At 46.9% G+C, this 25,163-nt stretch carries 27 protein-coding genes; 6 read left to right on the top strand and 21 right to left on the bottom strand.

The annotated features are described in order from the left end of the window. Window positions 1-30 precede the first annotated feature (30 nt). The 5 genes from uvsE to QFZ80_RS30895 form a co-directional block, all read right to left on the bottom strand. Window positions 31-1,020, bottom strand: a complete 990-nt coding sequence (uvsE, locus tag QFZ80_RS30875; RefSeq protein ID WP_307551822.1) for a UV DNA damage repair endonuclease UvsE — start codon at window positions 1,018-1,020, stop codon at window positions 31-33. 141 nt (window positions 1,021-1,161) lie between these two features. Continuing rightward, window positions 1,162-1,479, bottom strand: a complete 318-nt coding sequence (locus QFZ80_RS30880) for a hypothetical protein (RefSeq protein WP_307551820.1) — start codon at window positions 1,477-1,479, stop codon at window positions 1,162-1,164. A gap of 277 nt (window positions 1,480-1,756) precedes the next feature. Continuing rightward, window positions 1,757-2,074 (bottom strand): hypothetical protein, encoded by a 318-nt coding sequence (locus QFZ80_RS30885; RefSeq protein WP_057303481.1) that lies wholly within the window; start codon window positions 2,072-2,074, stop codon window positions 1,757-1,759. Between the two features lie 6 nt (window positions 2,075-2,080). Beyond that, window positions 2,081-3,229 carry a D-alanine--D-alanine ligase gene (locus QFZ80_RS30890; protein ID WP_307562531.1) on the bottom strand — a complete coding sequence of 383 codons (1,149 nt, stop codon included), beginning with the start codon at window positions 3,227-3,229 and terminating at the stop codon, window positions 2,081-2,083. Window positions 3,230-3,267: 38 nt separating this feature from the next. Beyond that, window positions 3,268-4,287 carry an amidase domain-containing protein gene (locus QFZ80_RS30895; protein ID WP_307551817.1) on the bottom strand — a complete coding sequence of 340 codons (1,020 nt, stop codon included), beginning with the start codon at window positions 4,285-4,287 and terminating at the stop codon, window positions 3,268-3,270. Between the two features lie 192 nt (window positions 4,288-4,479). Between QFZ80_RS30895 and acnA the strand changes: the two genes are divergently transcribed. Next, on the top strand, window positions 4,480-7,197 hold the full coding sequence (acnA, locus tag QFZ80_RS30900) for an aconitate hydratase AcnA (protein WP_307562533.1): 2,718 nt from the start codon (window positions 4,480-4,482) through the stop codon (window positions 7,195-7,197). A gap of 238 nt (window positions 7,198-7,435) precedes the next feature. Continuing rightward, window positions 7,436-8,092 carry a spore cortex-lytic enzyme gene (gene sleB / locus QFZ80_RS30905; protein WP_307551812.1) on the top strand — a complete coding sequence of 219 codons (657 nt, stop codon included), beginning with the start codon at window positions 7,436-7,438 and terminating at the stop codon, window positions 8,090-8,092. A gap of 152 nt (window positions 8,093-8,244) precedes the next feature. Here the strand turns inward: sleB and QFZ80_RS30910 are convergent, their stop codons facing one another. Both QFZ80_RS30910 and QFZ80_RS30915 read right to left on the bottom strand, forming a co-directional pair. Continuing rightward, window positions 8,245-9,150, bottom strand: a complete 906-nt coding sequence (locus QFZ80_RS30910) for a cation diffusion facilitator family transporter (RefSeq protein WP_307551810.1) — start codon at window positions 9,148-9,150, stop codon at window positions 8,245-8,247. Between the two features lie 127 nt (window positions 9,151-9,277). Next, the gene (locus tag QFZ80_RS30915; protein WP_307562535.1) at window positions 9,278-10,021 is read right to left on the bottom strand and encodes an IclR family transcriptional regulator; all 744 of its coding nucleotides are present in this window, start codon (window positions 10,019-10,021) and stop codon (window positions 9,278-9,280) included. Window positions 10,022-10,419: 398 nt separating this feature from the next. Between QFZ80_RS30915 and QFZ80_RS30920 the strand changes: the two genes are divergently transcribed. Continuing rightward, window positions 10,420-11,439 carry an alpha/beta hydrolase gene (locus QFZ80_RS30920; protein WP_307551804.1) on the top strand — a complete coding sequence of 340 codons (1,020 nt, stop codon included), beginning with the start codon at window positions 10,420-10,422 and terminating at the stop codon, window positions 11,437-11,439. A gap of 77 nt (window positions 11,440-11,516) precedes the next feature. Here the strand turns inward: QFZ80_RS30920 and QFZ80_RS30925 are convergent, their stop codons facing one another. From QFZ80_RS30925 to QFZ80_RS30970, 10 genes are all read right to left on the bottom strand, one after another. After that, window positions 11,517-12,836 carry a deoxyguanosinetriphosphate triphosphohydrolase family protein gene (locus QFZ80_RS30925; protein WP_307562537.1) on the bottom strand — a complete coding sequence of 440 codons (1,320 nt, stop codon included), beginning with the start codon at window positions 12,834-12,836 and terminating at the stop codon, window positions 11,517-11,519. Between the two features lie 339 nt (window positions 12,837-13,175). Beyond that, window positions 13,176-13,763 carry a GTP cyclohydrolase I FolE gene (gene folE / locus QFZ80_RS30930; protein WP_029194495.1) on the bottom strand — a complete coding sequence of 196 codons (588 nt, stop codon included), beginning with the start codon at window positions 13,761-13,763 and terminating at the stop codon, window positions 13,176-13,178. A 27-nt stretch (window positions 13,764-13,790) separates the two neighbouring features. After that, window positions 13,791-14,369 (bottom strand): TetR/AcrR family transcriptional regulator, encoded by a 579-nt coding sequence (locus QFZ80_RS30935; RefSeq protein WP_307562539.1) that lies wholly within the window; start codon window positions 14,367-14,369, stop codon window positions 13,791-13,793. A 123-nt stretch (window positions 14,370-14,492) separates the two neighbouring features. Further along, complete coding sequence (locus tag QFZ80_RS30940) at window positions 14,493-14,702, bottom strand: YneF family protein (protein WP_036632513.1); 210 nt, start codon at window positions 14,700-14,702, stop codon at window positions 14,493-14,495. Between the two features lie 90 nt (window positions 14,703-14,792). Continuing rightward, window positions 14,793-15,824: an HD-GYP domain-containing protein gene (locus QFZ80_RS30945; protein ID WP_307562541.1), complete on the bottom strand. Its 1,032-nt coding sequence runs from the start codon at window positions 15,822-15,824 to the stop codon at window positions 14,793-14,795. Between the two features lie 17 nt (window positions 15,825-15,841). Continuing rightward, complete coding sequence (locus QFZ80_RS30950) at window positions 15,842-16,396, bottom strand: methylated-DNA--[protein]-cysteine S-methyltransferase (protein ID WP_307562543.1); 555 nt, start codon at window positions 16,394-16,396, stop codon at window positions 15,842-15,844. Continuing rightward, entirely contained in the window at window positions 16,393-17,589 is a 1,197-nt protein-coding gene (queG, locus tag QFZ80_RS30955; protein WP_307562544.1) for a tRNA epoxyqueuosine(34) reductase QueG, read from the bottom strand. The genes QFZ80_RS30950 and queG overlap by 4 nt, the downstream gene beginning before the upstream one ends. Window positions 17,590-17,625: 36 nt before the next feature. Then, window positions 17,626-18,225, bottom strand: coding sequence for a signal peptidase I (gene lepB / locus QFZ80_RS30960; RefSeq protein WP_307551791.1), 600 nt, complete (start codon window positions 18,223-18,225; stop codon window positions 17,626-17,628). Continuing rightward, entirely contained in the window at window positions 18,222-18,779 is a 558-nt protein-coding gene (locus QFZ80_RS30965; RefSeq protein WP_307562545.1) for a DUF402 domain-containing protein, read from the bottom strand. The genes lepB and QFZ80_RS30965 overlap by 4 nt, the downstream gene beginning before the upstream one ends. A 141-nt stretch (window positions 18,780-18,920) precedes the next feature. Continuing rightward, complete coding sequence (locus tag QFZ80_RS30970; RefSeq protein ID WP_057303466.1) at window positions 18,921-19,352, bottom strand: GNAT family N-acetyltransferase; 432 nt, start codon at window positions 19,350-19,352, stop codon at window positions 18,921-18,923. A gap of 280 nt (window positions 19,353-19,632) precedes the next feature. On the opposite strand from QFZ80_RS30970, the gene QFZ80_RS30975 reads away from it, so the two are divergent. Together QFZ80_RS30975 and QFZ80_RS30980 are read left to right on the top strand one after the other, a co-directional pair. Next, window positions 19,633-19,839 (top strand): hypothetical protein, encoded by a 207-nt coding sequence (locus QFZ80_RS30975; protein ID WP_307562546.1) that lies wholly within the window; start codon window positions 19,633-19,635, stop codon window positions 19,837-19,839. 84 nt (window positions 19,840-19,923) lie between these two features. Further along, window positions 19,924-20,535, top strand: a complete 612-nt coding sequence (locus QFZ80_RS30980; protein WP_029194504.1) for a superoxide dismutase — start codon at window positions 19,924-19,926, stop codon at window positions 20,533-20,535. 503 nt (window positions 20,536-21,038) lie between these two features. On the opposite strand, the gene QFZ80_RS30985 is transcribed toward QFZ80_RS30980, so the two are convergent. The 3 genes from QFZ80_RS30985 to QFZ80_RS30995 form a co-directional block, all read right to left on the bottom strand. Then, a complete protein-coding gene (locus tag QFZ80_RS30985) occupies window positions 21,039-21,518 on the bottom strand; it encodes a hypothetical protein (protein WP_307551787.1) in 480 nt (159 codons plus the stop codon). After that, entirely contained in the window at window positions 21,515-21,724 is a 210-nt protein-coding gene (locus tag QFZ80_RS30990) for an S-layer homology domain-containing protein (protein WP_307551786.1), read from the bottom strand. Before QFZ80_RS30990 ends, QFZ80_RS30985 begins: the two co-directional genes overlap by 4 nt. A gap of 81 nt (window positions 21,725-21,805) precedes the next feature. Continuing rightward, window positions 21,806-22,174, bottom strand: coding sequence for a VOC family protein (locus QFZ80_RS30995; RefSeq protein WP_307562547.1), 369 nt, complete (start codon window positions 22,172-22,174; stop codon window positions 21,806-21,808). A gap of 198 nt (window positions 22,175-22,372) precedes the next feature. Here QFZ80_RS30995 and QFZ80_RS31000 point away from each other — a divergent pair, with 198 nt between their 5' ends. Continuing rightward, window positions 22,373-24,433 carry an AAA family ATPase gene (locus tag QFZ80_RS31000; RefSeq protein WP_307562548.1) on the top strand — a complete coding sequence of 687 codons (2,061 nt, stop codon included), beginning with the start codon at window positions 22,373-22,375 and terminating at the stop codon, window positions 24,431-24,433. Between the two features lie 84 nt (window positions 24,434-24,517). On the opposite strand, the gene QFZ80_RS31005 is transcribed toward QFZ80_RS31000, so the two are convergent. Then, window positions 24,518-25,153: a LysE family translocator gene (locus tag QFZ80_RS31005; protein ID WP_307562550.1), complete on the bottom strand. Its 636-nt coding sequence runs from the start codon at window positions 25,151-25,153 to the stop codon at window positions 24,518-24,520. Window positions 25,154-25,163: the final 10 nt, after the last annotated feature.

The following is a 25,163-nucleotide window of genomic DNA, read 5'->3' on the forward strand; positions in this document are numbered from 1 at the left end:
TCCAACAATTCAAGAATTAAATCTGAACGGTTATAGCTGGATGGAGGCTTGATCGAGAACCGAAACTCCCTCTTGCATTTTGAGGTCTCCCATTAGGCGAAATAACGCTTCATCCTTCATCTTTGCCTCAATCATGATATCGAGATTTGGTGTGGTTGGAGCTATCGCACGTAAGAATGCCAAAAGAGGTCCTACCTTCACGTAATCAGCATGACTTCTTAGATCCGTTTCACTTTTTGGACTTGAAACGTGGATTTTCGGTGGGAGGACATTTGCAGCCTGTTCCGACTGCTCACTCTCCTGTCTCGACCACGTTTGTCGGATCCGCGGCCACAGATCTGCCGCATCCTCCCCGTTGTTATTGACCGCATGATGATGAATATCGAGCACCATAGGCGCTCCTACTTTTTCTGCAATATCAAGTGTCTCTTGCGCTGTAAAGGTTTTATCATCATTCTCAAGTGTGATCCTCCTCTGAATTTCAGGGCGCAGCGCGGAAAAATTCTGAATAAATCGCTTAGCCGCCTTCTCTTTATCGCCGTAGGAACCACCTATATGAATTGTGCACATGGCTTCCATACCCAGCCCCATCGCGTTAAGCATAGCCGTATGCCGCTCTAGATCCTCCACTGATTTCTGCAGAACATCTTCCTTTGGCGTACTCAGGACGGTGAAATGATCTGGATGAAAGCTTACGCGCATGCCATTCTGCTTAGCGTAGCTGCCAAGCTCTTGGAATTCCGCAGAAAGCGTGGCAATGGGGTCCCAGTCACCTAACATTTCATGTCCAATGAGAGGGATCAGCCTGGAGGAAAAACGAAACACCATGATGTCATGCGCACGGTTGTGCCTTAGCAATCTAAGCGTATTATGCAAATTTTCGGCGCCAAGTCGCTCTAGCTTCCGAATGGCCGCGTCTCGATCCAAAAGCTTACTGAAGTTCGTGACTGTCATCGTTTTGGAAGGAGAAGCGTTCTTGACTACCGTCGACATAGCCACATACCCAAGGCGAATAATCATGCAAGGTTAACCTCCAAGAAGAGTATGCAAGGATAAACGGCTTACATCGTCCTGTTGGACGAATGCATTTGTTATGGTTGATGAAAAAATTCCTTTCATAGGGTACCCTCTGGAGCAGCTGCACATACACAACTCAACTAATTAGGATGAGATGGATGCTATGATTTTGAAGCTTATAAAAGACGAAATCGCCAGTGGCAGCAGGCTTAACGCTAACATACCGAACTTGGTGCCTCGATCTTCTTTTCGTAAACACATGTAGTTTCCGATAAACCAAACCAACAAGTAGACGCAAAGCACCCCCGCCGCCATATACCGATCTTGCATCGATGGAGGCGACATAAAGCCATAAAACCCAAAAATCATATAAATAAGTACATATGGAGTAGGTATACCTAACCCAATATTGAAAAGCCAATAGGCAATAAACTTTCTGTCCGTCAAGAATTTTTGTCTCATCCTTTTCACGCTCCAATCTGAATATCTATAGGTACATTGTAGTTCTTCAAGCTAGATAGAATAAGTACTAAGTTCTTGTAGTACCTATGGTGATAGCGGCTTTTGCATGGTGGTCTTATTACATTCGCGCATACTTTAGTGATGTAAATCATCCTTACGGAACGGAAAACAACAATATCGATCAGTCGAGCCCCGCACTCACAAAGTTGAGATAAACCTCTGTATGAAGTATTCAAAAAAAGACACCGTCCGTATCGGACGATGTCTTCTATATACGCTATGCTTGTTCACCAAAAAACATCTCATAAGCAAGTGAGGTCTGAATCCGTGACTCTTCTTCCGTCAGACGGCGAATGAGCTCCATCTCCACTTGCGTCACTTCATCACCTTGGAAATTAATTTCCGCGATAGAGGCAACGATTCGGACAATGGCAATTGCCTGATTCTCAGGTGTGTAAGCAATGACCTTCTGACCGGTCGGGAAGACGCGGAAGCCGCTCTTCACCATTTTGCCGCGGCCGTACTCTAGTAGCTCATACAGCTCCTGTGCGGACTTAAACTTACAGACTGAATTGAACTCTGTTTGAAATCCCATATGCATCTACTCCACATCAAAAGAATATTGGATATTCTGCTTCGCTGTATGCCGTTCGATAGCGAGACGAATAAGATCGTCGAGCAGCTCTTTGTAGGGTTTACCTGTTTCTTTCCATAGCAGCGGGTACATACTGAATGGTGTAAAGCCTGGCATTGTATTGATTTCATTGATATAGATCTTATGATCGGTTTTGCCTAAGAAAAAATCAACACGCGATAAGCCGCTGCCATCCACTGCAAGGAATGCTTGAAGCGCCAGCTGTCTGATCTGTTCGGACGTTTCTTCGGGGATGTCCGCAGGTATAACCATTGCTGATTTGCCATCCATATATTTTGCTTTGTAATCGTAAAATTCGTTCGAGGACACGATTTCACCAGCAACAGAAGCAATAGGTTCATCATTGCCCAAAACGGCTACTTCAATCTCGCGGGCATCGATATTCTCTTCAATAATAACTTTGCGATCATATTGGAAAGCGAAATTGACCGCTTTAATTAATTCTTCTTGATTTCTTGCTTTGGAAATACCAACACTGGAGCCAAGATTAGCCGGCTTCACGAAGCATGGATATCCGATAGCCGTTTCAAGTTCTATCAAGTGATATGCACGGTTCTTTTCCCACTCGGTACGAGTGAAATGGCGGAAAACACACTGTGGAAGCCCTTCTTGTGCAAATACCTTTTTCATCATGACTTTATCCATCCCGACAGCAGATGCAAGCACGCCTGCGCCTACGTATGGAATGTTCGCCATTTCAAGTAATCCTTGAATGGTCCCATCTTCGCCGAAAGTACCATGTAACAGCGGGAAAATAACGTCTAAGCCTGTGTCCTTCGTGCCAGCTGTATTCGTTGCAGCTATGGCTACATCGCCCTTTGTCTGAATGGCCCCAAATATGGGTGCCAAAGCATTGGAAGCAGGTGCGGCTGCAGCGGTTTCTCCACTGCTAAAAGTCAATACTTCCTTAGATTCAGCCGGACCTAATAGGGGGGCACCGCTTCTCCATTCACCTTTTTTGGATATATAAAACGGTGTGATCTCATATTTATTGAAGTCCACAGCTTTCATAACCGCCAAAGCTGTTTGCAGGGACACGTCATGTTCTCCGGATTTCCCCCCATAAATTAGTCCAATTCGTATTTTGCGGCTCATTACGTACCTCCGTTTAGTATTTGCGTTTACGCTTCCTATTACATTACATCAGCAACCCGAACGAAAGCGTACTTCGTTCTCTCTGTCCAAGCAGGTGAATCCTTATAAGCCCAATAGCGATTACGGCTATTATATGTATGCGCATTGACCAGCGGCATCCCGTTGGCATCTTTGCCTATCACAATCGTATTGTGCTGATAGCGGCCATCGCCATCCCAGTCGTAGCTAATTGCATCTCCCGGTTGAAGCTCTCGCGGATCATCTACCGCACGACCTTGCAGACCTTTGCGGCTATGTGATAGGAATGATTGAAGACTGTTGGCAACAGCCCAACTAAAGCTCCAAAGCTCTTGATTGCCTTTTTTGCCAGCATACCACCAGCCCAAATCCCTTTTCCCAGTATAGTCCATAGGAGCCCCGCCTGCAAAGAGGCACTGCGATACAAAATTCGTACAATCGACTTCAAATTCCTCGTATTTGGGATTCGGGGTTTGCCACCAAGTTTCTGCATAATGGACCGCTTTGGCGCGATTATAAATGATTTTGCGAGGAGCTGATTCCTGAGCACCGCTGTTGAGTATACTATGATTGATATAAGGAAGTGAGGGCGCTCTGCGGAGCCCATCCACAAAACCTTCATGGTCAGGCAAAAAGACGCCTCGCTGCTTGCTCGGAAGCGACTTTTCTCCATGGAGAGGTTCTGTGTACCGGACCTGCCAGCGGTTCGCTGTACTATCTATGAACACACGTTCAGGTTCAATACGTTCCTCAAGATGATCGATGGACCCAATCCGATAGTTTAGAAACCGATGTAATTGGATATCCGCGATAATCACTTGAGGTGATTCTTTGACACCAGTAAGACGCAGCTTTGTTTCTCCACGCAGCAATTTAGCATCACGGTCACGGTAACTGTTCAGGAGCCTACGTACCTTGACATCCTGTTTCCGTACATAAGCGCTGTCTGAGACATAAGCTTCCAAAGGTGCAGCAGAGCCATCGATCTCTGCCTGGTTCTTAGCGTGAACGTAGTTATAGAGCGCTGTTTTCCAGGACATCTTGGTATCCTCCTTAGGACGAGCCCGAATTGCTTTGAATTGATTCAATATATGACATTTTGACGGTAAAAATGATTGAAATTAATCTTTACTCATACACAGCGAAACGCTATACTTGATGTAGAGGGATTAATGAAATTGAGTTTCACTAGATGAAACCAATGGATAACATATTTTGAGGAGGAATTACCCATGTCCAACAAGGACTCTTTTTCTGTGCGTAAGCAGTTAACTGTGGGAACGAAATCGTTCCAGTATTACAGTCTTCCTGACTTTGAAAATCAAGGCCACGGAACTGTTAGCAATCTGCCTGTCTCCATTCGCGTTTTGCTCGAAGCCGCTATTCGTCAATTCGACGGTCGTGCCATCACAAGTGAACATGTTAAACAAATCGCTGGTTGGGCTGAAGGCCGCGATGAAAACAAAGAAATTCCTTTCATTCCTGCTCGTATCGTTCTTCAGGATTTCACAGGCGTACCCGTCGTTGTTGACCTTGCGGCAATGCGTGCGACGATGGCTCGTGAAGGCGGAGATCCAAAACGGATCAACCCACTCGTTCCTGTAGACCTTGTTATTGACCACTCTGTTATGGTCGATGCTTTCGGATCCCCGGATGCACTTGACTACAACATTAACCTAGAGTTCGAAAGAAACGAAGAGCGTTACCGTTTCCTACGTTGGGCACAAACGGCATTCGACAACTTCCGTGCTGTTCCACCTTCAACAGGTATCGTTCACCAAGTTAACTTGGAGTACCTGGCTTCCGTAGCAGCTACGAAAACGATCGATGGCGAAACTGTTGTTTACCCTGATTCCCTCGTAGGTACAGATTCCCACACGACAATGATCAACGGACTTGGTGTTGTAGGTTGGGGCGTAGGCGGTATTGAAGCTGAGGCTGGTATGCTTGGACAACCGCTTTACTTCGTAGCTCCGGACGTTGTTGGTTTCAAATTAACAGGCCACTTGGCAGAAGGCGCCACAGCAACTGACTTGGCTCTGACTGTTACACAAATTTTGCGTAAAAAAGGCGTTGTTGGTAAATTTGTTGAATTCTTCGGTCCTGGTCTAAGCAACATTTCTTTGGCTGACCGTGCAACTGTAGCGAACATGGCTCCTGAGTATGGCGCAACAATCGGTTTCTTCCCAGTCGACAACGAAACGTTGAACTACCTGAGAAGTACAGGTCGTGACGCAGATCAAATCGCACTCGTAGAAGCTTACTACAAAGCACAAGGCATGTTCCGTACAGACAGCACACCAGATCCTCAGTTCACTGATATCATTGAACTTGATCTTGGCGCTGTAGTACCAAGCTTAGCTGGTCCTAAACGTCCGCAAGACCGTGTCGAGCTTACGAACATGAAGGAGTCTTTCAACTCCATCATCCGTACACCTATCGACAAAGGCGGCTATGGCCTTACCGATGAGAAAATCGAAGAAGTCGTTGATGTTGTTTATCCAAACGGCGAAACTGTCACAATGGGTACAGGCGCAGTTGTCATCGCGGCGATTACTTCCTGTACAAACACATCCAACCCAAGCGTTATGTTAGGTGCCGGACTTGTGGCGAAAAAAGCGGTAGCTCGCGGTTTGAGAAAACCAGCTTTCGTTAAGAGCTCATTGACACCAGGTTCCCTGGTTGTTACCGAGTACTTGATTAAAGCAGGCTTGCTTGAGCCTCTAGAAGCACTTGGCTTCCACGTTGCAGGCTACGGCTGCGCAACTTGTATTGGTAACTCTGGTCCGCTTCCAGAAGAAGTAAGCAAGGCCATCATCGATAACGATATGACTGTGGCTGCCGTTATTTCCGGTAACCGTAACTTCGAAGGCCGCGTACATGCTCAAGTGAAAGCAAATTACCTGGGATCACCTCCGCTTGTTGTTGCCTATGCACTTGCAGGAACAGTGAACATTGATTTGGCTAACGATCCAATCGGCTACGACCATAGCAATCAACCTGTCTACCTCAAAGATATTTGGCCTACAAACCAAGAGATTCAAGAAGCTCTTGACATAGCAATGAGCGCTGACATGTTCCGTGATAAATACAGCAACGTATTCCGTGCGAATGAGCGTTTCAACCAAATCGCAATTCCAGAAGGCGACCTGTACGAGTTCGACAACAAATCCACATACATTCAAGAGCCTCCGTTCTTCACGGATCTGGGTACGGTTCTGGATGATATCGCAGATATTCGCAATGCCAAAACATTAGCACTCTTGGAAGATTCCGTTACAACGGATCATATCTCCCCTGCCGGTAACATCAAAGTTGACAGCCCTGGAGGCCAATACCTGATTAACCATGGTGTGAAAAAAGAAGACTTCAACTCCTACGGTTCCCGTCGTGGTAACCACGAAGTGATGATGCGTGGAACGTTCGCGAACATCCGTATTCGTAACCAAGTGGCACCAGGAACAGAAGGCGGCGTAACAACTTACCTGCCAACTGGCGAAGTTGAATCCATCTACGATGCTTCTATGAAGTATCAAGCTGAAGGCCAAAACCTCGTAGTTATCGCGGGTAAAGAGTACGGAACTGGAAGCTCCCGTGACTGGGCGGCAAAAGGTACATTCCTACTTGGCGTTAAAGCCGTAATCGCGGAAAGCTTCGAGCGTATTCACCGCAGTAACCTTGTTGGTATGGGTGTTCTTCCACTTCAATTCCTTGAAGGAAATGGTTGGAAAACACTAGGTATCACAGGTCGCGAAACATTCGATATCACTGGTTTGAGCAACGATGTACAACCAGGTTCCACTGTAAAAGTAACAGCTACTCGTGAAGATGGTACAACTTTCGAGTTCAATGTACTTGTGCGTCTGGACAGCATGGTTGACGTAGATTACTACCGTAATGGTGGTATCCTGCAAACCGTTCTTCGTCAAATCATTTCTGAGAAAAACTAATACAGCATACAGCAAACACACACAAAACGCATTGCACACAGCAAAAGTCCGGGATTGCCTTATTGGCGGTCTCGGGCTTTTTATTTTTTACAAAAGATCAAATCAGCAAGTAATTTGAACCATATTTACAACCTAAATTCCCTTAGAGCACCAAGCGTTTGGTGTGGATTACCAAAAACTGCGGGTTGAGCCTCCCCTCCTCGGCACCTATACTAATAGAACGAAAGGGGAGATGAAGATGAAGTTGATAAAAAAACTCGTCCTTGTCGTGCTGTTAGCTTCAATGGGTCTAGGTTTTACCGTAAGCGAATGGAGCCAGCCGGCTTCTGCAGCAGGTACTTTGAAGCAAGGCAGTCAAAACGGTGATGTCTGGGACGCTCAGTTCCGACTCGAGACTTTAGGCTACTATCAACAAAATGCGGATGGCAGATATGGTCCGATTACAGCCGCTGCTGTTCGCAATTTTCAATATAATTATGGTCTAACCGTTGACGGCATCATTGGAGCGAACACATGGGAGGCTTTACGTAACTATTCGGTGAATCAAGCTGAATTGGATATGTTGGCGAAGGTGATTTACAGCGAGGCTCGCGGTGAATCCTATGAGGGACAAGTTGCCGTTGGGGCCGTTGTCATGAATCGTCTACAATCGAGTAAGTTCCCGACTACCATTCAAGGCATTATATTTGAGCCTGGGGCTTTTACCGCCGTTAGTGACGGCCAATACTGGTTGAAGCCCGATAAGACAGCCTACATGGCAGCGCAGGATGCTGTTCGGGGCTGGGATCCTACTAGGGGTTCCATCTATTATTTTAATCCTGATACAGCGACGAGCGCTTGGATTTGGTCACGTCCGCAGACTGTGCGGATTGGGAGTCATATTTTTGCGAAGTAATTAAAGAAGAAAAAGATGTATGAGAAGCAAACACAAACACCTCTACCGAAACCGCTCCATGTGAGCGACCTCGTGTAGAGGTGTTTTTACATAGATGTAAAATGTACATCAATTTCGCTTTAAATGTGGGGGTTAGATCAAGAGTTACAAGATCAGTCGCTGCCTGATTTAGTTGACTCCTCATACCAAGGATTCAAATGAACCAGCACCTCATCCACATCACTATGCGCTTCTTTGATCTTTTGTTTAATAAGGCGGCTAATGTCATGGCCTTCTTGGATGGTTAATTCACCCGAAACAGCAAGTCTGGCGTCCACTAGTATGTAATGACCGTGTTCACGGGCTCGTAGGCGATCGATTCGTTTGACCTCTGGTACAGTTCGGATCAATGCCGCGTATTGTTCAATGTACGCCGTACTTACACTGCGCTCCATAAGAATGTCGAAAGACTCGCTGCCCATTTCGTACGCCAATTTCAGCACTAAAAACGAGACAATGATACCAGCCACGGGGTCTCCATAAGCCAATATATTATAGTCGTAGTGATCCCCGATTAAAGCCAAACCTATGCCAATCGAAGCCGCAATGGAAGCATATACATCGGCCAAATGGTCATAAGCAGTGGCAATTAATCCTTTGCTATTGACCCTATTGCCGATACGTTTCGTGTAGACATAAAGAATCTGCTTCCAAACTAGCGAGATGATCGCCGCGATAAATGCAATAATATGCGCCTCTCCCGCTGGCTCAAATAAAGCATGAATAGAGTGGTAGCCCATGTAAATGGCTGCTCCACCTAAAATGATAGCGACAATGAAGGCTCCTAGTACCTCAGCTTTGCCATGCCCGTAAGGATGATCCACATCCGCTGGTTTGGAGGAAACGCGCATCGAGCTATAAGCAGTTGCAGTCGCAATGACATCTCCCGCGTTATGGATGCCGTCGGCGATAAGCACTTGGCTTTTGAAATTGAGGCCGACGATGATTTTGATGGCGGTCAGTACGATATTACTGGCAAGACTGATCCAGATCGCCAGCATCGAGGCTGTCTTATTCATCACTTGCCACTCCCTTTCCCTCTTCTAGTATGACCTCCTAGAAGCAAAGCATCCGTCATCCTGACGACGGATGACGAGTAGGGCCGCGGCTTCGCGCCAGCACGAAGCCGCCTAAAAGGACGATGCGCTAGCGCAGCATCGTTCCCATACGCCGCGCCGCCTCCACAATGAGCGGCGCCTGCTCTTGCATCAGCTCCAGCGTGAGCCTGTTCGCTGGACCCGAGACCGCGAGGGCGGCGACGAGCCGGCCACCGCGGTCCAGAACTGGTGCGGACACAGCCGCCGCACCGGGTTCGCGCTCTTCGACGCTCGTGGCGAAGCCAGCGCGTCGGGTGTCGCTGAGCTGCTGCAGGAATGCAGTCTGATCTAGCCCTGTCGGCCAATCGGCCGAGGCTAGAAGCTGCTCCTGCAGCCCTGGCTCAGCGAAGGCGACGAGCACCTTGCTCGAGGCGCCGACGTATAAGGGCATTCGTGCCCCGACTGGGGCAACGCGGCGAATGGCGTGGTTGCTCTGTACGGCTTGGACGCGTACGCGCACCAGTCCGTCCTGCACGTACAGCGAGATCGTCTCGCCGAGTTGATCGCGCAGCTGTTCCATTTCCGGCAGCAGAATGATGCCGGGGTCTCCCTCTTTGGAGAGGTTAGCGGACAACTCCCATAGCCGATAACCGAGTCTGTATTTTTCCGTCGAGCCATCTCGCATGATGAAGCCTTTGCCTTCTAGGGATGCCAGAAGGCGGTGCACCGTGCTTTTGTGAAGCTGGGCACGACTTGCTATTTCGGTCAGCGTCAATTCCGACGCCCCTGTAAAACAAAGCAAAATATCTAAAGCACGCTCTACAGCACGCACCGTCAGCTTGCCATCTTCCATCGCTTTACACCACTTTCATCCGTGTGAAAAAGTTTCACTATATGAAACTCAGTTATATTTAGTATAACGAAACTCTTTTAACCCGTAAAGGAGAGACTTTGGTCTTGACCAAAGATCCCTATAAGGAGAGACTTTGGTCTTGACCAAAGATCCCTATAAGGAGAGACTTTGGTCTTGACCAAAGATCCCTATATATAGTCAAACATCTGTTTTCTCATTGTTACAGGACGATTACAAAGGGCTTACAATTAGCGCAATCTCATTGACTTGTAAGCGCATACAGAATAATATTAAGTTAATAGAATACTTATCTGAATATTTAAATAATTTATTCTCCCTTTAACCTCTAACCCGCAGAAGCATAATCTCACTAATTTTAATGGAGGGAGGGTACTACGATGTCAACAACATCTCTATCCCCTGGAACTGGTTCACTACAACCCACAATGGAGCAAGTGGTCACCCGACCGATTTTGCGCAAAAAAAGGCTGGTTTTTACCATCCTCATTTCATTTCTAATTCTATGCACTTCTTTACTTCTTGGTTTTCACGCCTATATTGCTTGGACACTGGCTCGGCCGCATATTGACCCGCTATATTCGGATCCGATGAGGGCCGTTGGTCTTCCTTACAACAATGTGACCTTCCCAAGTCTGAATGGTACGTCAAACCTAGACGGTTGGTTCATTCCTGGTAAGTCCGACAAAACTGTTATCTTCTCCCATGGTTACGGCGGTAATCGCGAAGAACTTTGGGTTCCCATTTACAACTTAGCCCGCGAACTTCATTTGCAAAACTACAATGTTCTCATGTTCGACTATGGCTATGTGCACCCTAACAGCAAACGAATTATGACTGGCGGCATTCAAGAATCGCAAGAGTTGCTTGGCGCCATCCATTATATCAAGCAGGAATCTACCGGTCCTATTTATATTTGGGGCTTCTCAATGGGAGCAGGAACAGCACTACAGACTGCTCTTCAAAGTGGCAACGATATTTCGGGGATGATTCTGGACAGCACTTTTTTGCTTAATCCAGACACACTCTATCATAATATGAAGCAAGTCGTTAACGTGCCTAAATTTCCATCTTTACCGCTTGTACGCTTATTCTTCCCTTTGCTCAATGGTGTAAGCTTGCAAGAAGTGCCTTACAACAAAGTAACCTCAACAGCTTATCCGATGCCGATTTTCTTCATCCATGGAACGGAAGATTACAAAGCACCCTATGGCCTGGTAGAAGATATGTTCAAGCAGCAAAAAGACTCAAAATCCAAGCTGTGGATCATCCCAAAAGCGCAGCATGAGCTGCTGTACCGAGCAGAGCCGAAATCGTATATGCGCCGAACGATGAATTTCCTTAACGGTATCACAACTATTCCAATGCAAGCTAACCTTGGTATTCCCTCCTCCCTATAAAATCGGCCCCTCGCGGGCCGATATTTTTTTGCGTCTAATTATACCGCGCCTACTCGCTTTCGCATCGTTTCACCCAACTAATCCATCTCATAAATCGAGCCGGATTTGCTTGCGAACAATTCGGCGTAGACTTTCTCCGCGTAGGCGTCGGTCATACCGGAAATGTAATCCGCGACGAAACGCGGCCAGCTCCAGATAGCATTACGGCGCTCGTAGCTATCTATCCAGTCGGGAGGCATGATCCACTGCCCCTTGTCCTTGTCGATGAAGCTGTCCCACAGGCGCTCGACGATGATCTCGCTGCGTTTTTGCAGACGCAGCACGCGAAAGTCTTTGATCAGCGTGACCCATGCAAGCTTCTTGAGGATTTCCATCGTTCGCAGCAGATTCATATCCTCGGCTCCGTCTTTCACGAGCGCAACCTTTTTCCAGCCTCGGTCAGGGTCATCCAGTATGTCCAGGCTACTTGCGAAAGAGCTCACCCAGCGTGCTTTCATCTCTCTGCGCGTACGCGATTCTTCCCCGTTACACTCTGAGAAAATTTGCTCCCATTGGTCCAGATAGTCTGACAGAACTTGCCTGACCATTTGCTCGATATTGACTTGCTCCCAGCCGAATTTATGCTTATTAGGATCATTTAATATTTCCATGACCACATGACGAATCAGTCTTTGATCCTCAAAAAAGGTTGCGTTCATTTGAATTTTACCAGCACGAATTCCATCTTCAATATCATGGGTGGAGTACGCAATATCGTCGCATAAATCCATCAATTGTGCTTCCAAGGTCGAAGTGCCCTCCGGCATGTTCCATTGCGAGCGCAGATCACGAATGATTTCCCACTCCGAGGCATAGACACCCTTAAGTCGGCCTTCTTCCTCAATCAAAAATGGATACTTATTAATTCCAAGAAGAACTGCAGCTGTAAGATCCAGGCCGCTTTCACTGCCTGCTCTTTTTTCGAGAAACATCAGGATACGGAAATTTTGGGCGTTGCCTTCATATTTTAAGTCATGATCCCTCATTAAAATATGATTCAGAACCTCTTCCCCTTTATGCCCGAAAGGCGGATGACCGAAGTCATGAGCGATCGACGCACACTCAACGACAGTAGGATCAATGATCAAGCCAGGGTGCTCTCTTTTACTCAAAAAAGGATTCGTCCGTTCTAAACGCTTCGCCACTTCTCTGGCAATTTGGGATACTTCGAGCGAATGTGTTAAACGTGTTCGATAGTAATCACCTGATCCTGCGCCGAACACCTGAGATTTACCCTGCAGCCGACGAAAGGTCGGAGATTGAATTAACCTCGCATAATCCCGCTCAAATTCATCCCGTTCTTCACTCAATTTAGAGGAACCGGCCTCACCTGGCCGATATTTTCGTATGTTGTTCATAAGCTTGCCTCCTCTAGTGCTGTTGCCGGACGCCCGGTATAGTTCGTAGTTTATTTGTTCAATTAGCCACTCCGTAAACCTCTTCATGTTTCCTATCAGTTTATGCTACTGCATGTACGATAGTCCCTTGGGGATCTTGAATTATGTGAGAAAACTTCCCTCGAGCATTCAAAGTTGAGCGACCGCGAGATAAACCTCTTCGAAAATTTTAAACTTACTTATGTGGTAAAATAATACTATATCGTCTACCTCGCAACAAGTCATGACGCGCTTCCTGAACAAAAAAAGGGATGCTGCACAAGACTATTGTCTCCATGCACATCCCTCTTACGCATTGCTTTATTTCAACAAAGACAGAAATTCGGTACGAAGTGTTGAGTCCGTGCGGAAAGAACCGCGAACAGCCGAGGTAATCGTTTGACTTCCGTATTTTTTCACGCCTCTGGAGCACATACACATATGTTCTCCCTCCACGACAACCATGACGCCGTGCGGCTTTAGCACATCATCTAGAATGTCGGCGATTTCTGAAGTAATCCGCTCCTGCACCTGCAGCTTACGAGTGACCACATCAACCAGACGAGCAAATTTGCTAAGTCCAGCCACTTTTCCGCTAGGCAAGTACCCTACATGCACTTTCCCGAAAAAGGGCGCCATATGATGCTCACATTGACTGTAATAGATAATGTCCTTAATAATAACCAACTCTTCGTGCTGTTCATCAAAAGTTACACCCATCACATCGCGCGGATTCGCCTCATAGCCCGAAAAAATTTCTTCATACATACGGGTTACGCGAGCAGGTGTGTCCAATAATCCTTCCCGATCTACATCCTCGCCAATCAGCCGTAAAATCTCTCGGACATGCTGTTCAATCAGCTCCCGATTTTCAGCAACTCTTGTATTTTTGTAGTCAATAGACGCCATCTTTTTATCACTCCTCTTTCTTCTCCTCTACCCTATACAAACGGTCAAAACCTTGATACTGTCTCGCAGCGCTCTGCTGTCTTTGTGCGTTTTGGTAAGCAGCATCCCACCCTGTAGAAGGGATACTATCGGGGTCGCCAGCTCCACTGGGGTTAACCCCTGCAGCAGCAGCTCGCCTTGTCTCTTACCTTCCTGCAAACAGGATTCTACCTCAGCCTCCAACTCCCTAAAAAAGCGGCTCAGCGGCTTACGCAGCTCCTCAGAGCTGTCACTCAGCTCCAAGGCCAGATTACCGAAGAAGCAGCCTCTGCGGCATTCATGCTCCTCACAAAAAGCCAGCATGCGTTCAAACAATGCCAGCACCCGCTGCTTCGGCGATAATTGCGAATTACCCAAACTAGGCTCCATCACAGATTGCCGCATCTCCTGAACCTTGCGCTCAATAACTTTCAAACCTAGTTCTTCTTTACTTTTAAAATGGTAGTAAAAATTGCTCTTGCATACCCCGCTGCTCGTCAATATATCTTCCAGACCCGTTCCTTGAAAACCATGATCATGAAATAAATCCATGGCTGCTTCCATGATGCGGTCTTTGTTGCTAGCCATCGCTTGAGCCACCTCTGAATAGTACTGGTATGTCCTACTCTATATTAGGAAAGGCTCCTGCTGCCCACCGTTCGTACGGTTAAACAGCAGAGCCCTTTTGAAGGGTTATTCTAACCCTACGTCCTATTTCCACTTTTGGTTTTTCATCATTTGCTGTGCTTTGTTCAGTTGCTGCTTATTCATGTTGTAGCCCATTTGCTTCGCCATTTTTTGCAGCATTTCCGGATTGTTCTGCATGGATTCCAGCTGTCTTTTTAAATAGAATACGCCGATAAAGAACCCACCGACCAAGCCAACAATTAACGTGAGAATGGGAATCAGATAACTCCACATATTTATGCCCCCTGCATGTACAAATTGATATCGATTGCTTGCCTTATCATATCATTTCTGTTCATCTCTTTACAAATGACTATCCCTTTATTACAGAACCTGTTCGATGAAAATGGTCGTATGCTTGGCCAAATCAATTTCTTTGATATCTAGCTCTTTATCCATCGTATTTTGCTTCACGATTCGCACAATTGGACGGCTTGGCAGTCCTCTATGCTGTCCGACCACGACACCTGTCTCCCGATTGGACAAACGAACGGAAGCTCCCGTCGGATAGATCGAGACGATTTTCAGAAACTGGATCAAGACATCGCGATCAAGCTGGGTCTCCGCTACCGCCATCATATGCTCGCAAGCCTCATGCGGCAGCATCCGGCGCCCTAAGGAGACATCAAAGAGCAGATTATCGTACCTATTCGCGACGGCCGTAATTTTCGCATAAATATGAATATCTTCACTCATAAGTCCTCTTGGAACCCCTTGACCGTTAAGCGTTTCATGATGCTGGAAGGCTACATGGGCAATGAGCAGGCTGAATTCACGCTTGTTCTTCAGAAGCTCGAAGCCGCGCCAAGTATGATGCTTCTTCATGTCGGGCGACTCATCATCGCAAACAAGCTCCACCTTACCCACATCATGCAGAAGCGCACCAATGGCTAGTTCCTTCAATTGGGTTCCATTGAATCCCATATTAATCCCAATGAGCACGGCCATCATACAGACATTCGTTGCATGGATATACATCTCGTTATCCTGCGTACGAATATCCGTCAACTGCACGAGGACATCCCTATTTTTCATGATCTCATCCAGCAGCGTATTAATCGAAATGCTCATAGCACGCGAGTTAAATTCCTTACCCGACTGGATAGCCGCAAACGTTTGACCCATTTGCTGCATAACGATACGTTTGGTTTCATCCGAAAGGATTTCCGGGATTTCTACATCCTCTAGGTTCGGATCTTTGATGTAAATCATTGTGACTCCGATTCGGTTTAGCGTGTTAATCATAAACACCGTTAATTGCACATCTTCTGAAAGCAAAACAGCTCCATTGCTGGCAAATATCGTTCGGCCCAAAATTTGACCCGGCTCAACGGAATCCAAATGCACATATTTCATAGGATTCACTCCACGTTTTATTTATTAGTTATTACCGTATTCGGGCTCCGTTCCAAATCGAGCAAGAGCACTTTTATTGGGAGACCTCCGCCGTAACCAACAAGGTCGCCACTAGCGCCAATAATGCGATGACAAGGGATAATGACGGGAATTGGGTTTTTATTGTTAGCTCCACCAACCGCTCTGACGGCTTTCGGCGAGCCTATGGTTTCTGCAATATGTTTATAGGAAGCTGTCTCTCCATATGGAATAGAGAGCAGTGCTGTCCAGACTTGTTTCTGAAATTCAGTTCCCTGTAAATCCAGTTCACCCTCAAAGCTTAAACGTTCTCCTCTAAAGTATTGCTCCAACTGCTGTACAATCGGTTCGAGCCGTGAGGCATTCTCTTGCAGCTCATGCCTGCCAAACCAGCGGTTAGCCCATTGCTGCAGCTTCTCTTGGTTCTGTTCGTAGGTGCCGAAATCAACCTTGCAAATTCCCTGTAAGGTCGATACTAGAACAAGAGGACCTATTGGAGAATTAACCTCCGTATAGGAAAGGACGGTCGCAGCTTGTGTCTGTTGCTGTGTCATATCTGCTCTTTCTCCCCCTTATCAGCTGTAGAATGGCTTATTACGTCGAGCGCCTTCTCGATATCCTGCATAACAGCGGTTTCCTGCTCGGCTTCTTGAGCTTTATCTAGAGCAGCTGCCGCGTCTTCGCCGCCAATCCGACCTAGCGCCCACGCTGCCGTAGCCCTGATCTCAGGGCGAGGATCCGTCAGCAGCAGCTCTCTAAGGACGGATACAGCTGTCCTGTCCTTGAAATTCCCGAGCGCGATAATGGCATTGCGCTGGATCGGCTTCTTGCCTCTCCAGGACGCTGCAATGCGCCCGTACTGCTCCTTGAAATCCTTGTTCGACATAGTCAGCAAGGGGATTAACAGCGGCTTGACCTTCTCGGGGTCAGGCTCGAGCTCAGGATGATGCGTCCAGTTCATCCCCTTGTTCTTCGGACAGACGATCTGACAGGTGTCACAGCCATAGAGGCGGTTGCCGATTTTCAGCTTAAACTCGTCATCGACATAGCCCTTGGTCTGCGTGACGAAAGAGATGCAGCGGCTTGAATTCAGCTGCCCTGGACCGACTAGCGCTCCAGTGGGACAGGCATCGATGCAAATCGTGCAGTCCCCGCACTGATCCATAATAGATGTATCGGATGTAAACGGTATATTCGTGATCATTTCGCCCAAATAAACCCACGATCCCCACTCGGGGGTGATGACGGCGCAGTTTTTGCCGGTCCAACCGATCCCAGCCCGCTCGGCCACGGCGCGGTCGACCAGTGCACCGGTATCAACCATGCTTTGCAGTCTCGCATCAGGCACGCGCTGTGCGATGAAAGCCTCCAGCTTCGCGAGCCTATCGCGAAGCACGTCGTGGTAGTCGCTCCCCCACGAGGAGCGCGAAATAATCCCCCGATAAGCCCCAGGCTCGGATCGGGGTGGGTTCGGCAGTTTCGACGGGTACGCAACAGCGATGGAAATGATCGACTGAGGAGCGTCGAAGCTTAAGCTTGGATGTACCCGCTTCTCGATATCCGGCTCCTCGAAGCCGGATTCAAACCCCTTCTCCCTATGGTGGAGAAGGATCTCTTTCAGTTCCGTGAACGGCTCTGCTGACGTGAAGCCGATCTTATCAATACCGAGGGACGACGCGGCTTCCACGATCTCTTGTTGAAGCTTGCGCCAATCCGCATCTGTTCCTGCTGCTATGGAAACCGCCAACCCTCTCACCTCTCTCTTCTTTCGCGTCCGTTAACTTTAAAGCTTCTTGGCCATTGCGAATGGCCACAGTACATATTCAGCTCGGCCTTGGATCAGACCCGTCGGAACATCCCCGAACCTGCGGCTGTCGCCACTTGCCGCCGCATGGCGGTTATCGCCCATCACGAAGACGTGACCTTGCCCGACGCGTGTCGGTCCAAAGTCTCCGTCCTCGATGAGCGTATCTGTATACGGCTCCTCCATCTTGTCGCCGTTTACATACAGAAAACCGGCTCGGCCCTGCACCTCGTCGCCAGCAATTGCGACAATCCTTTTAACCAAGAAAGGATGCGTCACTGTGACAAACTCCTCAGACTCTTTGAGAATGACAATCTCTCCGCGTTTGGGTGCCTTCACGTACGTAATGGCTTTGTTCACGAACAACCATTCCCCCTCCTGCAAGGTTGGCTGCATGGAGTGACCTCGAACCGTGGAGAGATTGAATCCGAATTGGTGTACGAGAATAACGACAAGAAGAGCTACAAGAATGGATTTCGTCCAATCCCATAGCTCATGGGTTAGGCTTTTAGCCTCATGATAGTTCTTAGGCTGAGAAGCTGCTTTATTCGATTCAGTGCGTCCTACAAAGAAGCTCATTTATGCTCCTCCGTTCTATACTTTTCCCACTGCTCGTAATAATACATAACCATATCATCTTGAAACGGCGGCTTGTCCGCGTTCACCAGCGCAAGTAAAGCTGCAAGACCTTCCTTCACCTTCGTTTCCACAAGAGAAGAATAGTGATAATTCAGTTTATGGCGTTCATATTCATCTTGATCTACGATATGCACGGAACGATCCGGCATTCGAATAACATCAAGGTCGTAGTCAATATAAGTCAGTACTTGCTGGGTCACATACAGGGGAGATGCGACATTGCAGTAATATCTAACACCTGTTTCTTCTATAAGCGCAACAATATTAAACCACATTTTGGGAATAAAAAAAGATACCCCTGGAATACGGCTAACCCACTCCTTGCCGTCAGCTTCCTGAATCTTGGTCTGGCTGTTAATAAACACCATCATTTCTTGCTTCTGGTGATCGGCATGGAGGATGTGCTGCGGTACTCGCCAATTCGTCAGCCACATCCGGTGAAGATGGCCATCATGTTTGAAGCTTTTTATCACATACGGCGCGAAATTATCCATGTCCAAAGCTCCTCTATTGGTAGCTGCCGAAAAGTTCCCATATTATATAGAAAAGCATATCTGACCCCCAATTGCAATGGCGGCACAGATATGCTTCCCTCGTTCCAAATCTATTCATTTCATGGATATCCGAACGATCAGTTAAACACTGACTTTCTTCACAATGCTGAGACGATGTGCGGTACGGGAAAAGTCCGATGTGCTGTAACCAGCAGACTCGTACACAGGCAGCACCATTTCATTATGAACATCCACCGTTACCATAATCTTCTTCACGTTCCGATGAAGGAACCTTTGCTTCATTGCTTCGATCAAAGCTTTACCGATACCTTTACGTTGATACTCTGTTGCAACTGCGATCCGATAGTAGTAGCCATTGTTGTTATCAATCGTACCGATAATCATGCCTACAACTTGCTCTTCTTCTTGAGCGATTAAAACAAGCTCTGTATCCCATGATAGTTGACGTGCGAAAGCTTCAATCGTTTCTTCATAGCAGGTTTCCGATAAAACATCCTGCAGAAGTGTCTTCACCGAAGAGGTATCACCAAGCTGAAATGAACGAACGTGCATACGGTTCTCTCCCAATTCCACTTTTATTTGTTAGGAATAATTTTTTGGTAAAGTAGTAAATACGACAAAAAAGTGCGGAATCCTGCTAAAAATGTGTTAAAATTCACAAAAAACTTAGTTTTTTTCGGTTTTCCTCTTGAAAGCGCTTAAATGCAAGCGTTTTCACCAAATTATTTCAAATATTTAGCATATTTATCGTCTAAAAGATATCACCTCATGTATAAAAATCGTGCTAACGTCGGATTTTATAGAAGGATGTGCAAGGAATGGAGGTGAATCCATGTCAAACAAAGATGAGTCCGCGGCGTCATACCCACGAAATATACGTGATTTTCAGGAGTTAAGCTCAATGAAGCCTAGTGAATGGACGGAGATCGAACTCCACTATAATCACAGAGCAATGAGTGATTTATCCCCTTGGCTCAATGAACAAGGAACCCATATTCACAGTCAAATCATCCAGGAAATTGAGCGCCGCGGCGTCTGACTTAGTAAACATACATGTTGCTTTATTATCGAAATTCCTTCATAATGAAGTTGAAACTACATAATTTTAGGAGGTATTTATACAATGGCACATCAATTACCAGCTCTTCCGTATGCAAACAACGCACTTGAGCCACACATCGATGCAAAAACGATGGAAATTCACCACGATCGTCACCATAACGCCTATGTAACCAACCTGAATGCAGCTCTGGACAAACACCCTGCTCTGCATGACAAATCCTTAAACGACCTGATCGCTGACCTGAACAGCCTTCCTGAAGATATCCGTACTGCCGTTCGCAACAATGGTGGCGGACACGCCAACCACTCCCTTTTCTGGGAAACAATCGGACCAGAAGCTGGCGGTGCACCTACTGGCGCATTAGCAGCAGCTATCGAGAGCGAGCTTGGCGGCTTTGACAAGTTCAAAGCAGACTTCGCTGCAGCAGCTACAACACGTTTTGGCTCTGGCTGGGCTTTCCTAGCTGTTGACAAAGCTGGCAAATTGAAAGTATACAGCTTGCCTAACCAAGACAGCCCGATCATGGAAGGCGAAACGCCGGTCCTTGGTCTTGACGTATGGGAGCATGCTTACTACCTGAACTACCAAAACAAACGCCCTGACTACATCGCGGCTTTCTGGAACGTTGTCAACTGGAACGAAGTTGGCAAACGTTACGACGCTGCGAAGTAAATATCTGTGCATAGTGATAGCGACCCTGCGGGGTCGCTTTTTTTGGCATGATACTAGACATGGGCTGTAATATCTGAATTTCATTGGACGAAATCCAATGAAACACATTATCAGACTTTGGATATCCTACTTTAATTGAAAAAAAATTCCAATGTAATCTACGATTTTTCCATGAAAATTAATATTTGGAGGCATTTTGATTGGAAATATCCAATAGTAGATGTTATGGACATGCCGGAATGGGAAAAACATTGGATAAACTCCAATAGTTCGGTTTAATGGCTTATTTTATCCATCCAGCCATTCACCTTCCTTTTTATAAAATGTCTAACGTTCATTCTTACTTTACCGTCTTTCAGCTTTTCTTCAACGTGAACTTCCATAAAAGCTGATTCCATTCTTTATAAACATTTTGGTAATACCCCCCAGCCGTGCCGGAGAAACTTCTACACAAAAAAAGGCTCCAGCAGGATTCCCTGCCGCAGCCGTTCTTGTAAAAGGTATTACCACTTATATTGCGCGCAGGCTTTCGTTTTCAGCGCTGCTTCAAAGCTGGTACCCGTCTTTTTAAACAATTGCTTGACATCCTTCACTTTTGTAATGAAATGCTCCTGCTCGAGACTGATCGACGATTCGGTTGGACTCATGAAGTCATAGCCGAAGGGTCCAATCTCAACCTTAGCACCCAACGAAAATTCCGGACAATCGCCGTTCCATTTGCTTGTTAGCTTAATTCCATCCGAGAAGGAAGCCGGTCCCCAGGAAGCCTTAAACGTTGCTTCGGCCACTAGCTCGGTATTGGACAAATCCTCCAACGGGTTGATTTCGAAGCTGTCGCCGACTCCGACACCCGCTTCAATGCAGGCAGAGAACCCTTCGTCTGTGATACATATCTTGCCTGCGCCGCCCAAGCCTTCATACGCACTTGCTCCGACACAGAACAAGCCGCACGGATCCCGATACTGGATCGGATTGTTATTCACAATACTTCAGCAGCGCGACTCGATAAAGCTGTCAGTTCGGCTCTAGTAACCAAACGGTCTGGTTTAAAAGTACCATCCTCATAACCGTCAATCAGGCCAGCTGCGAACAGCTCTTCTATCTGCACCTTGGCCCATTCCGGCAAAGCCTCCCTAAGGGTCGCAGTTCCCTTGATCTGCAGCCTCTTTATTGCCGGTCGCTGCCGCAACCACTTCCTTGTTCCATAACGGAAAAGATGAGGTCATAAATATACTAAAAATAAGTAAAACAACCATTATTCTATGAATTCTCAGCGTCCCAAGTTTTGCGGCCATAACACCATAATCTCGTTACCTTCGGGATCAGGGAAACGAAAAGAGATCCCTTCAGGCTGAACATACAGCCCACGCGCAGGGACACCCTTGGATTTAACTCGCTCCCATAGTTCCTTCATTTCAAGCAGTGAACCTGCATGGAATACTATCTGCACCGCAATAGGGTTACTCACGATACTTAAATTGCACAAGCCACCCTCTTCATCGAGGGTTAGCTGCGAAACCTCATAATCCGCATCAGCAGCAATCAGCTTCATGTCAAAGATTGTTTGGTAGAACACAGCCAACCTTCCTCTGTCACGGGCATAGAGACCAACACTTCCCAGCCGTAAGCGACGCCTCATTGCTCACCCAACCTTTCTACAAATATGTATCAAAGATATCACGGTGAACGACGACGCATAATTATCCCATGAGATGCAAATGGGGTATCCAAAAGGATACCCCTAGCAAATTTTGCATCTATACCGCATGAAGCAGTCCGTGTAAAATGGGAAATAAAGGCTTACATGAAACCTCCATAAGTAGGTGATTAGAAAAACATGATCGATGAACAGTATGAAGAATTAGAGAGCAGATGGTTAGTGGGACGAAGGCGAGAACTTTCTGATTTTTTGCAGCTGCTTCAGGATTCCTCTAGACCCCAAAAAATCGTGAATATCTACGGTACCGCAGGCATTGGCAAAAGCTCTCTGTTAGATGAATTTCAGCGTCAGGCTAAGGCTAAAGGGGCTTTCACCCTGTCGATCGACAGTGAGGGATTCGTCAAAACGCCCCAGGCGTTATGTGAACACATCCTTACCCTGCTTCCTGCTCAGAGCCCCGAAGCCATGGAAGCATCAGACCTTCCCGTTATGTGTCTACAGGCGCTTAATCGATTGTCCTCGGAACGGCCGATCGTTCTGTTTATTGATGTCTATGAGCAGATGGAGAGTATGGACCAATGGCTTCGGGATTATTTTCTGAAGAAGTTGAACAACAACGTTCTGACCGTTATTGCCGGTAGATACCCGCTAAATGAAGCGTGGCATCTTTCCCCTGCCTGGAGACCGCTTATTATGCGCATGCCCTTATCAGAGCTGGATTATGCGGCTGTCGCCCGGTTTGCGGAAAATACATACATTACGAACGAAGAGACTATCCAGCGAATTTGGCGCTATTCCAAGGGACACCCCTTGACACTATCCTTGATCGCTTTCCTGTTCAGCCAACCCGACTACTCAGACAAAGCTGAGCATCCGGGCGGCGATGACTCGCTGCCTTATCTCGTCAGCCAGTGGCTCCGCGAGGTTCCTGGGGAGCATCTACGGCCTTTCATTGAAGCATCCTGCGTTCTCCGGCACTTCAATCAGGAAAGCTTGTCCTTCGTAATGGAGCGAGAGATCGCAGCGTCTGAATTTTATCAGCTTATTCGCTTCTCCTTCATCCGAAGGGTGGATCGGGGATGGACGGTACACAGTTTAATGAGAGACGCAGTCAATCGCGAGCTTCTGTCCCGTACTCCCCAGCTGTATGAAAAAATCAGGGCAAGGGCGCTGCTGTATTATTATGAGCGCTTGACCGACAACAGCAAACAGGTACCCGATCCAAGGGAAGCCATCGAGCTGATGTATTACATTGGTGATTCCCTGATTCGTGCGTTTATGAACTGGTTCGAGCTCTCGCCAAGACACTATGAAACGGTCGGCAGCCACCACCGTGAGGAGCTGGAAGCCTACGCAGCCAAAAGGGTGGCAAACGCCAAGGATACCAGAATTGAACTATATGACCCCCATACAAACGGACATTTCAATTTTCTCCTCACGTCGAAGGAAACTTGTTTCACGGTACAAAAGTTAGATTTTGAAGCGCTCTTCTCGCTTGGCTTTGACGTCGTGCGTGTTATGAGGGATGCGGCAGGGGAAATTATCGGGCTTGCCGTCATCATTCCGATCCACCGCGATACCCTGCCATATTTAAAGCGGGCACCCCGCTCCTCCGCTTATTTCAGCAGTTTATCACCGCAGATGAGCGAGCGTTTATCTGTGCCTTCACACACGCGCGCCGGTTGGTTTATCGAAACGATCGATACGGCGGATTTCGCTGATGCCTCCCAGCAGGCAGCGATGGGGCATTTGCTCCATTCGTTGATTTTCACAGGGGAATTGATCGTTGAATCCCCCGCTCCGATCACGTATTTTATAGAGGCGCACAAGAGTCTAGGCTTCGAGGTAGTCCCGAACGGCAGGCACTTTAATTATGATGGCATAACGCCTACGGATACATTTGTTTTGGATCTGCAGAACGAGCAGGTGGTTAGCTATATTCATCGGATGCTTGCCATCACTGGGCAGCAGCAGCTTCTAGAGCAAGAAAAAGCTCCTCTACCACAAGCTATGCAAATCTTACAGGAGGATCGTTCATATGACCGGATATCGGAAAGAATGGACATTACTCCCCGAGAAAAAGAAGTCGCAAAGCTGCTGGAGAGAGGTTGTACGAATGGGGAAATCGCAGCAAGCCTATACATCAGCGAAGTCACTGTGAAGAAGCATATCAAGTCAATGTTCGCTAAGTTTGACGCAACGAACCGGACCCAATTACTGAAGAAGCTGCTGGACTGAGCCGCTGAGAAGTTCCTGGAAAGCTATAAAGCGACCCCTGAGGGTCGCTTCATAGCTTTCGTTCTATTTTTCCGCTAATGCGAATTATTGAGGAGCCTTGGTTTGAAGGAGCTTTAATCCCATTCCAATAAAGATAATGCCCGTTATTTTGTTTAAAACCGTGCCAATTTTTGCGCTTCCTCTTACTTTTTTTGTCATGTGCGAAGAAAAATAGGCAATAAAAAGACACCATAGCAATCCAGTGAACGTAAATGTAAGCCCTAGAATGATAAAAGGGATAGGACCAGAAGCCTTTTTGTCAATAAATTGCGGGAGAAAGGCAATGAAAAATAAAGAAACTTTTGGGTTCGTAAGACTTGTCATAAGCCCTTGCACAAATATTTTTCTTATGTTTTGTTTCTTGGGCTCAGAAACAGCACTAAAATCTACATTTGTTTTATCAAGTAACATTCGAATTCCGAGATAAACTAAATAGATGACTCCCACTATTTTAATGATATTGAATAGGAGAAGTGATTTGGTAAGTATGATTGATAAACCAAAAGCAACTAGTAAGGTGTGGATTAAAGAGCCACTTATAATGCCATAAACCGAATAAATACCCGCATTTCTCCCCTGGGAAATACTTCTTCCCACAATATACATCGTATCTGCACCAGGAATAAGATTCAATAGAATGCCAGTTAGTAAAAATACCTCATAATTAATTATTCCATACATATTCGTACCC

Origin of the sequence: Paenibacillus sp. V4I7, from assembly GCF_030817275.1 — a bacterium.
Lineage (GTDB): Bacteria > Bacillota > Bacilli > Paenibacillales > NBRC-103111 > Paenibacillus_E.

Coding starts and splice junctions, on each gene's coding strand:
- uvsE (WP_307551822.1), bottom strand. CDS start 1,020: ATGATTATTCGCCTTGGGTATGTGGCTATGTCGACGGTAGTCAAGAAC.
- QFZ80_RS30880 (WP_307551820.1), bottom strand. CDS start 1,479: ATGAGACAAAAATTCTTGACGGACAGAAAGTTTATTGCCTATTGGCTT.
- QFZ80_RS30885 (WP_057303481.1), bottom strand. CDS start 2,074: ATGGGATTTCAAACAGAGTTCAATTCAGTCTGTAAGTTTAAGTCCGCA.
- QFZ80_RS30890 (WP_307562531.1), bottom strand. CDS start 3,229: ATGAGCCGCAAAATACGAATTGGACTAATTTATGGGGGGAAATCCGGA.
- QFZ80_RS30895 (WP_307551817.1), bottom strand. CDS start 4,287: ATGTCCTGGAAAACAGCGCTCTATAACTACGTTCACGCTAAGAACCAG.
- acnA (WP_307562533.1), top strand. CDS start 4,480: ATGTCCAACAAGGACTCTTTTTCTGTGCGTAAGCAGTTAACTGTGGGA.
- sleB (WP_307551812.1), top strand. CDS start 7,436: ATGAAGTTGATAAAAAAACTCGTCCTTGTCGTGCTGTTAGCTTCAATG.
- QFZ80_RS30910 (WP_307551810.1), bottom strand. CDS start 9,150: ATGAATAAGACAGCCTCGATGCTGGCGATCTGGATCAGTCTTGCCAGT.
- QFZ80_RS30915 (WP_307562535.1), bottom strand. CDS start 10,021: ATGGAAGATGGCAAGCTGACGGTGCGTGCTGTAGAGCGTGCTTTAGAT.
- QFZ80_RS30920 (WP_307551804.1), top strand. CDS start 10,420: ATGTCAACAACATCTCTATCCCCTGGAACTGGTTCACTACAACCCACA.
- QFZ80_RS30925 (WP_307562537.1), bottom strand. CDS start 12,836: ATGAACAACATACGAAAATATCGGCCAGGTGAGGCCGGTTCCTCTAAA.
- folE (WP_029194495.1), bottom strand. CDS start 13,763: ATGGCGTCTATTGACTACAAAAATACAAGAGTTGCTGAAAATCGGGAG.
- QFZ80_RS30935 (WP_307562539.1), bottom strand. CDS start 14,369: ATGGCTAGCAACAAAGACCGCATCATGGAAGCAGCCATGGATTTATTT.
- QFZ80_RS30940 (WP_036632513.1), bottom strand. CDS start 14,702: ATGTGGAGTTATCTGATTCCCATTCTCACGTTAATTGTTGGCTTGGTC.
- QFZ80_RS30945 (WP_307562541.1), bottom strand. CDS start 15,824: ATGAAATATGTGCATTTGGATTCCGTTGAGCCGGGTCAAATTTTGGGC.
- QFZ80_RS30950 (WP_307562543.1), bottom strand. CDS start 16,396: ATGACACAGCAACAGACACAAGCTGCGACCGTCCTTTCCTATACGGAG.
- lepB (WP_307551791.1), bottom strand. CDS start 18,225: ATGAGCTTCTTTGTAGGACGCACTGAATCGAATAAAGCAGCTTCTCAG.
- QFZ80_RS30965 (WP_307562545.1), bottom strand. CDS start 18,779: ATGGATAATTTCGCGCCGTATGTGATAAAAAGCTTCAAACATGATGGC.
- QFZ80_RS30970 (WP_057303466.1), bottom strand. CDS start 19,352: ATGCACGTTCGTTCATTTCAGCTTGGTGATACCTCTTCGGTGAAGACA.
- QFZ80_RS30975 (WP_307562546.1), top strand. CDS start 19,633: ATGTCAAACAAAGATGAGTCCGCGGCGTCATACCCACGAAATATACGT.
- QFZ80_RS30980 (WP_029194504.1), top strand. CDS start 19,924: ATGGCACATCAATTACCAGCTCTTCCGTATGCAAACAACGCACTTGAG.
- QFZ80_RS30995 (WP_307562547.1), bottom strand. CDS start 22,174: ATGAGGCGTCGCTTACGGCTGGGAAGTGTTGGTCTCTATGCCCGTGAC.
- QFZ80_RS31000 (WP_307562548.1), top strand. CDS start 22,373: ATGATCGATGAACAGTATGAAGAATTAGAGAGCAGATGGTTAGTGGGA.
- QFZ80_RS31005 (WP_307562550.1), bottom strand. CDS start 25,153: ATGTATGGAATAATTAATTATGAGGTATTTTTACTAACTGGCATTCTA.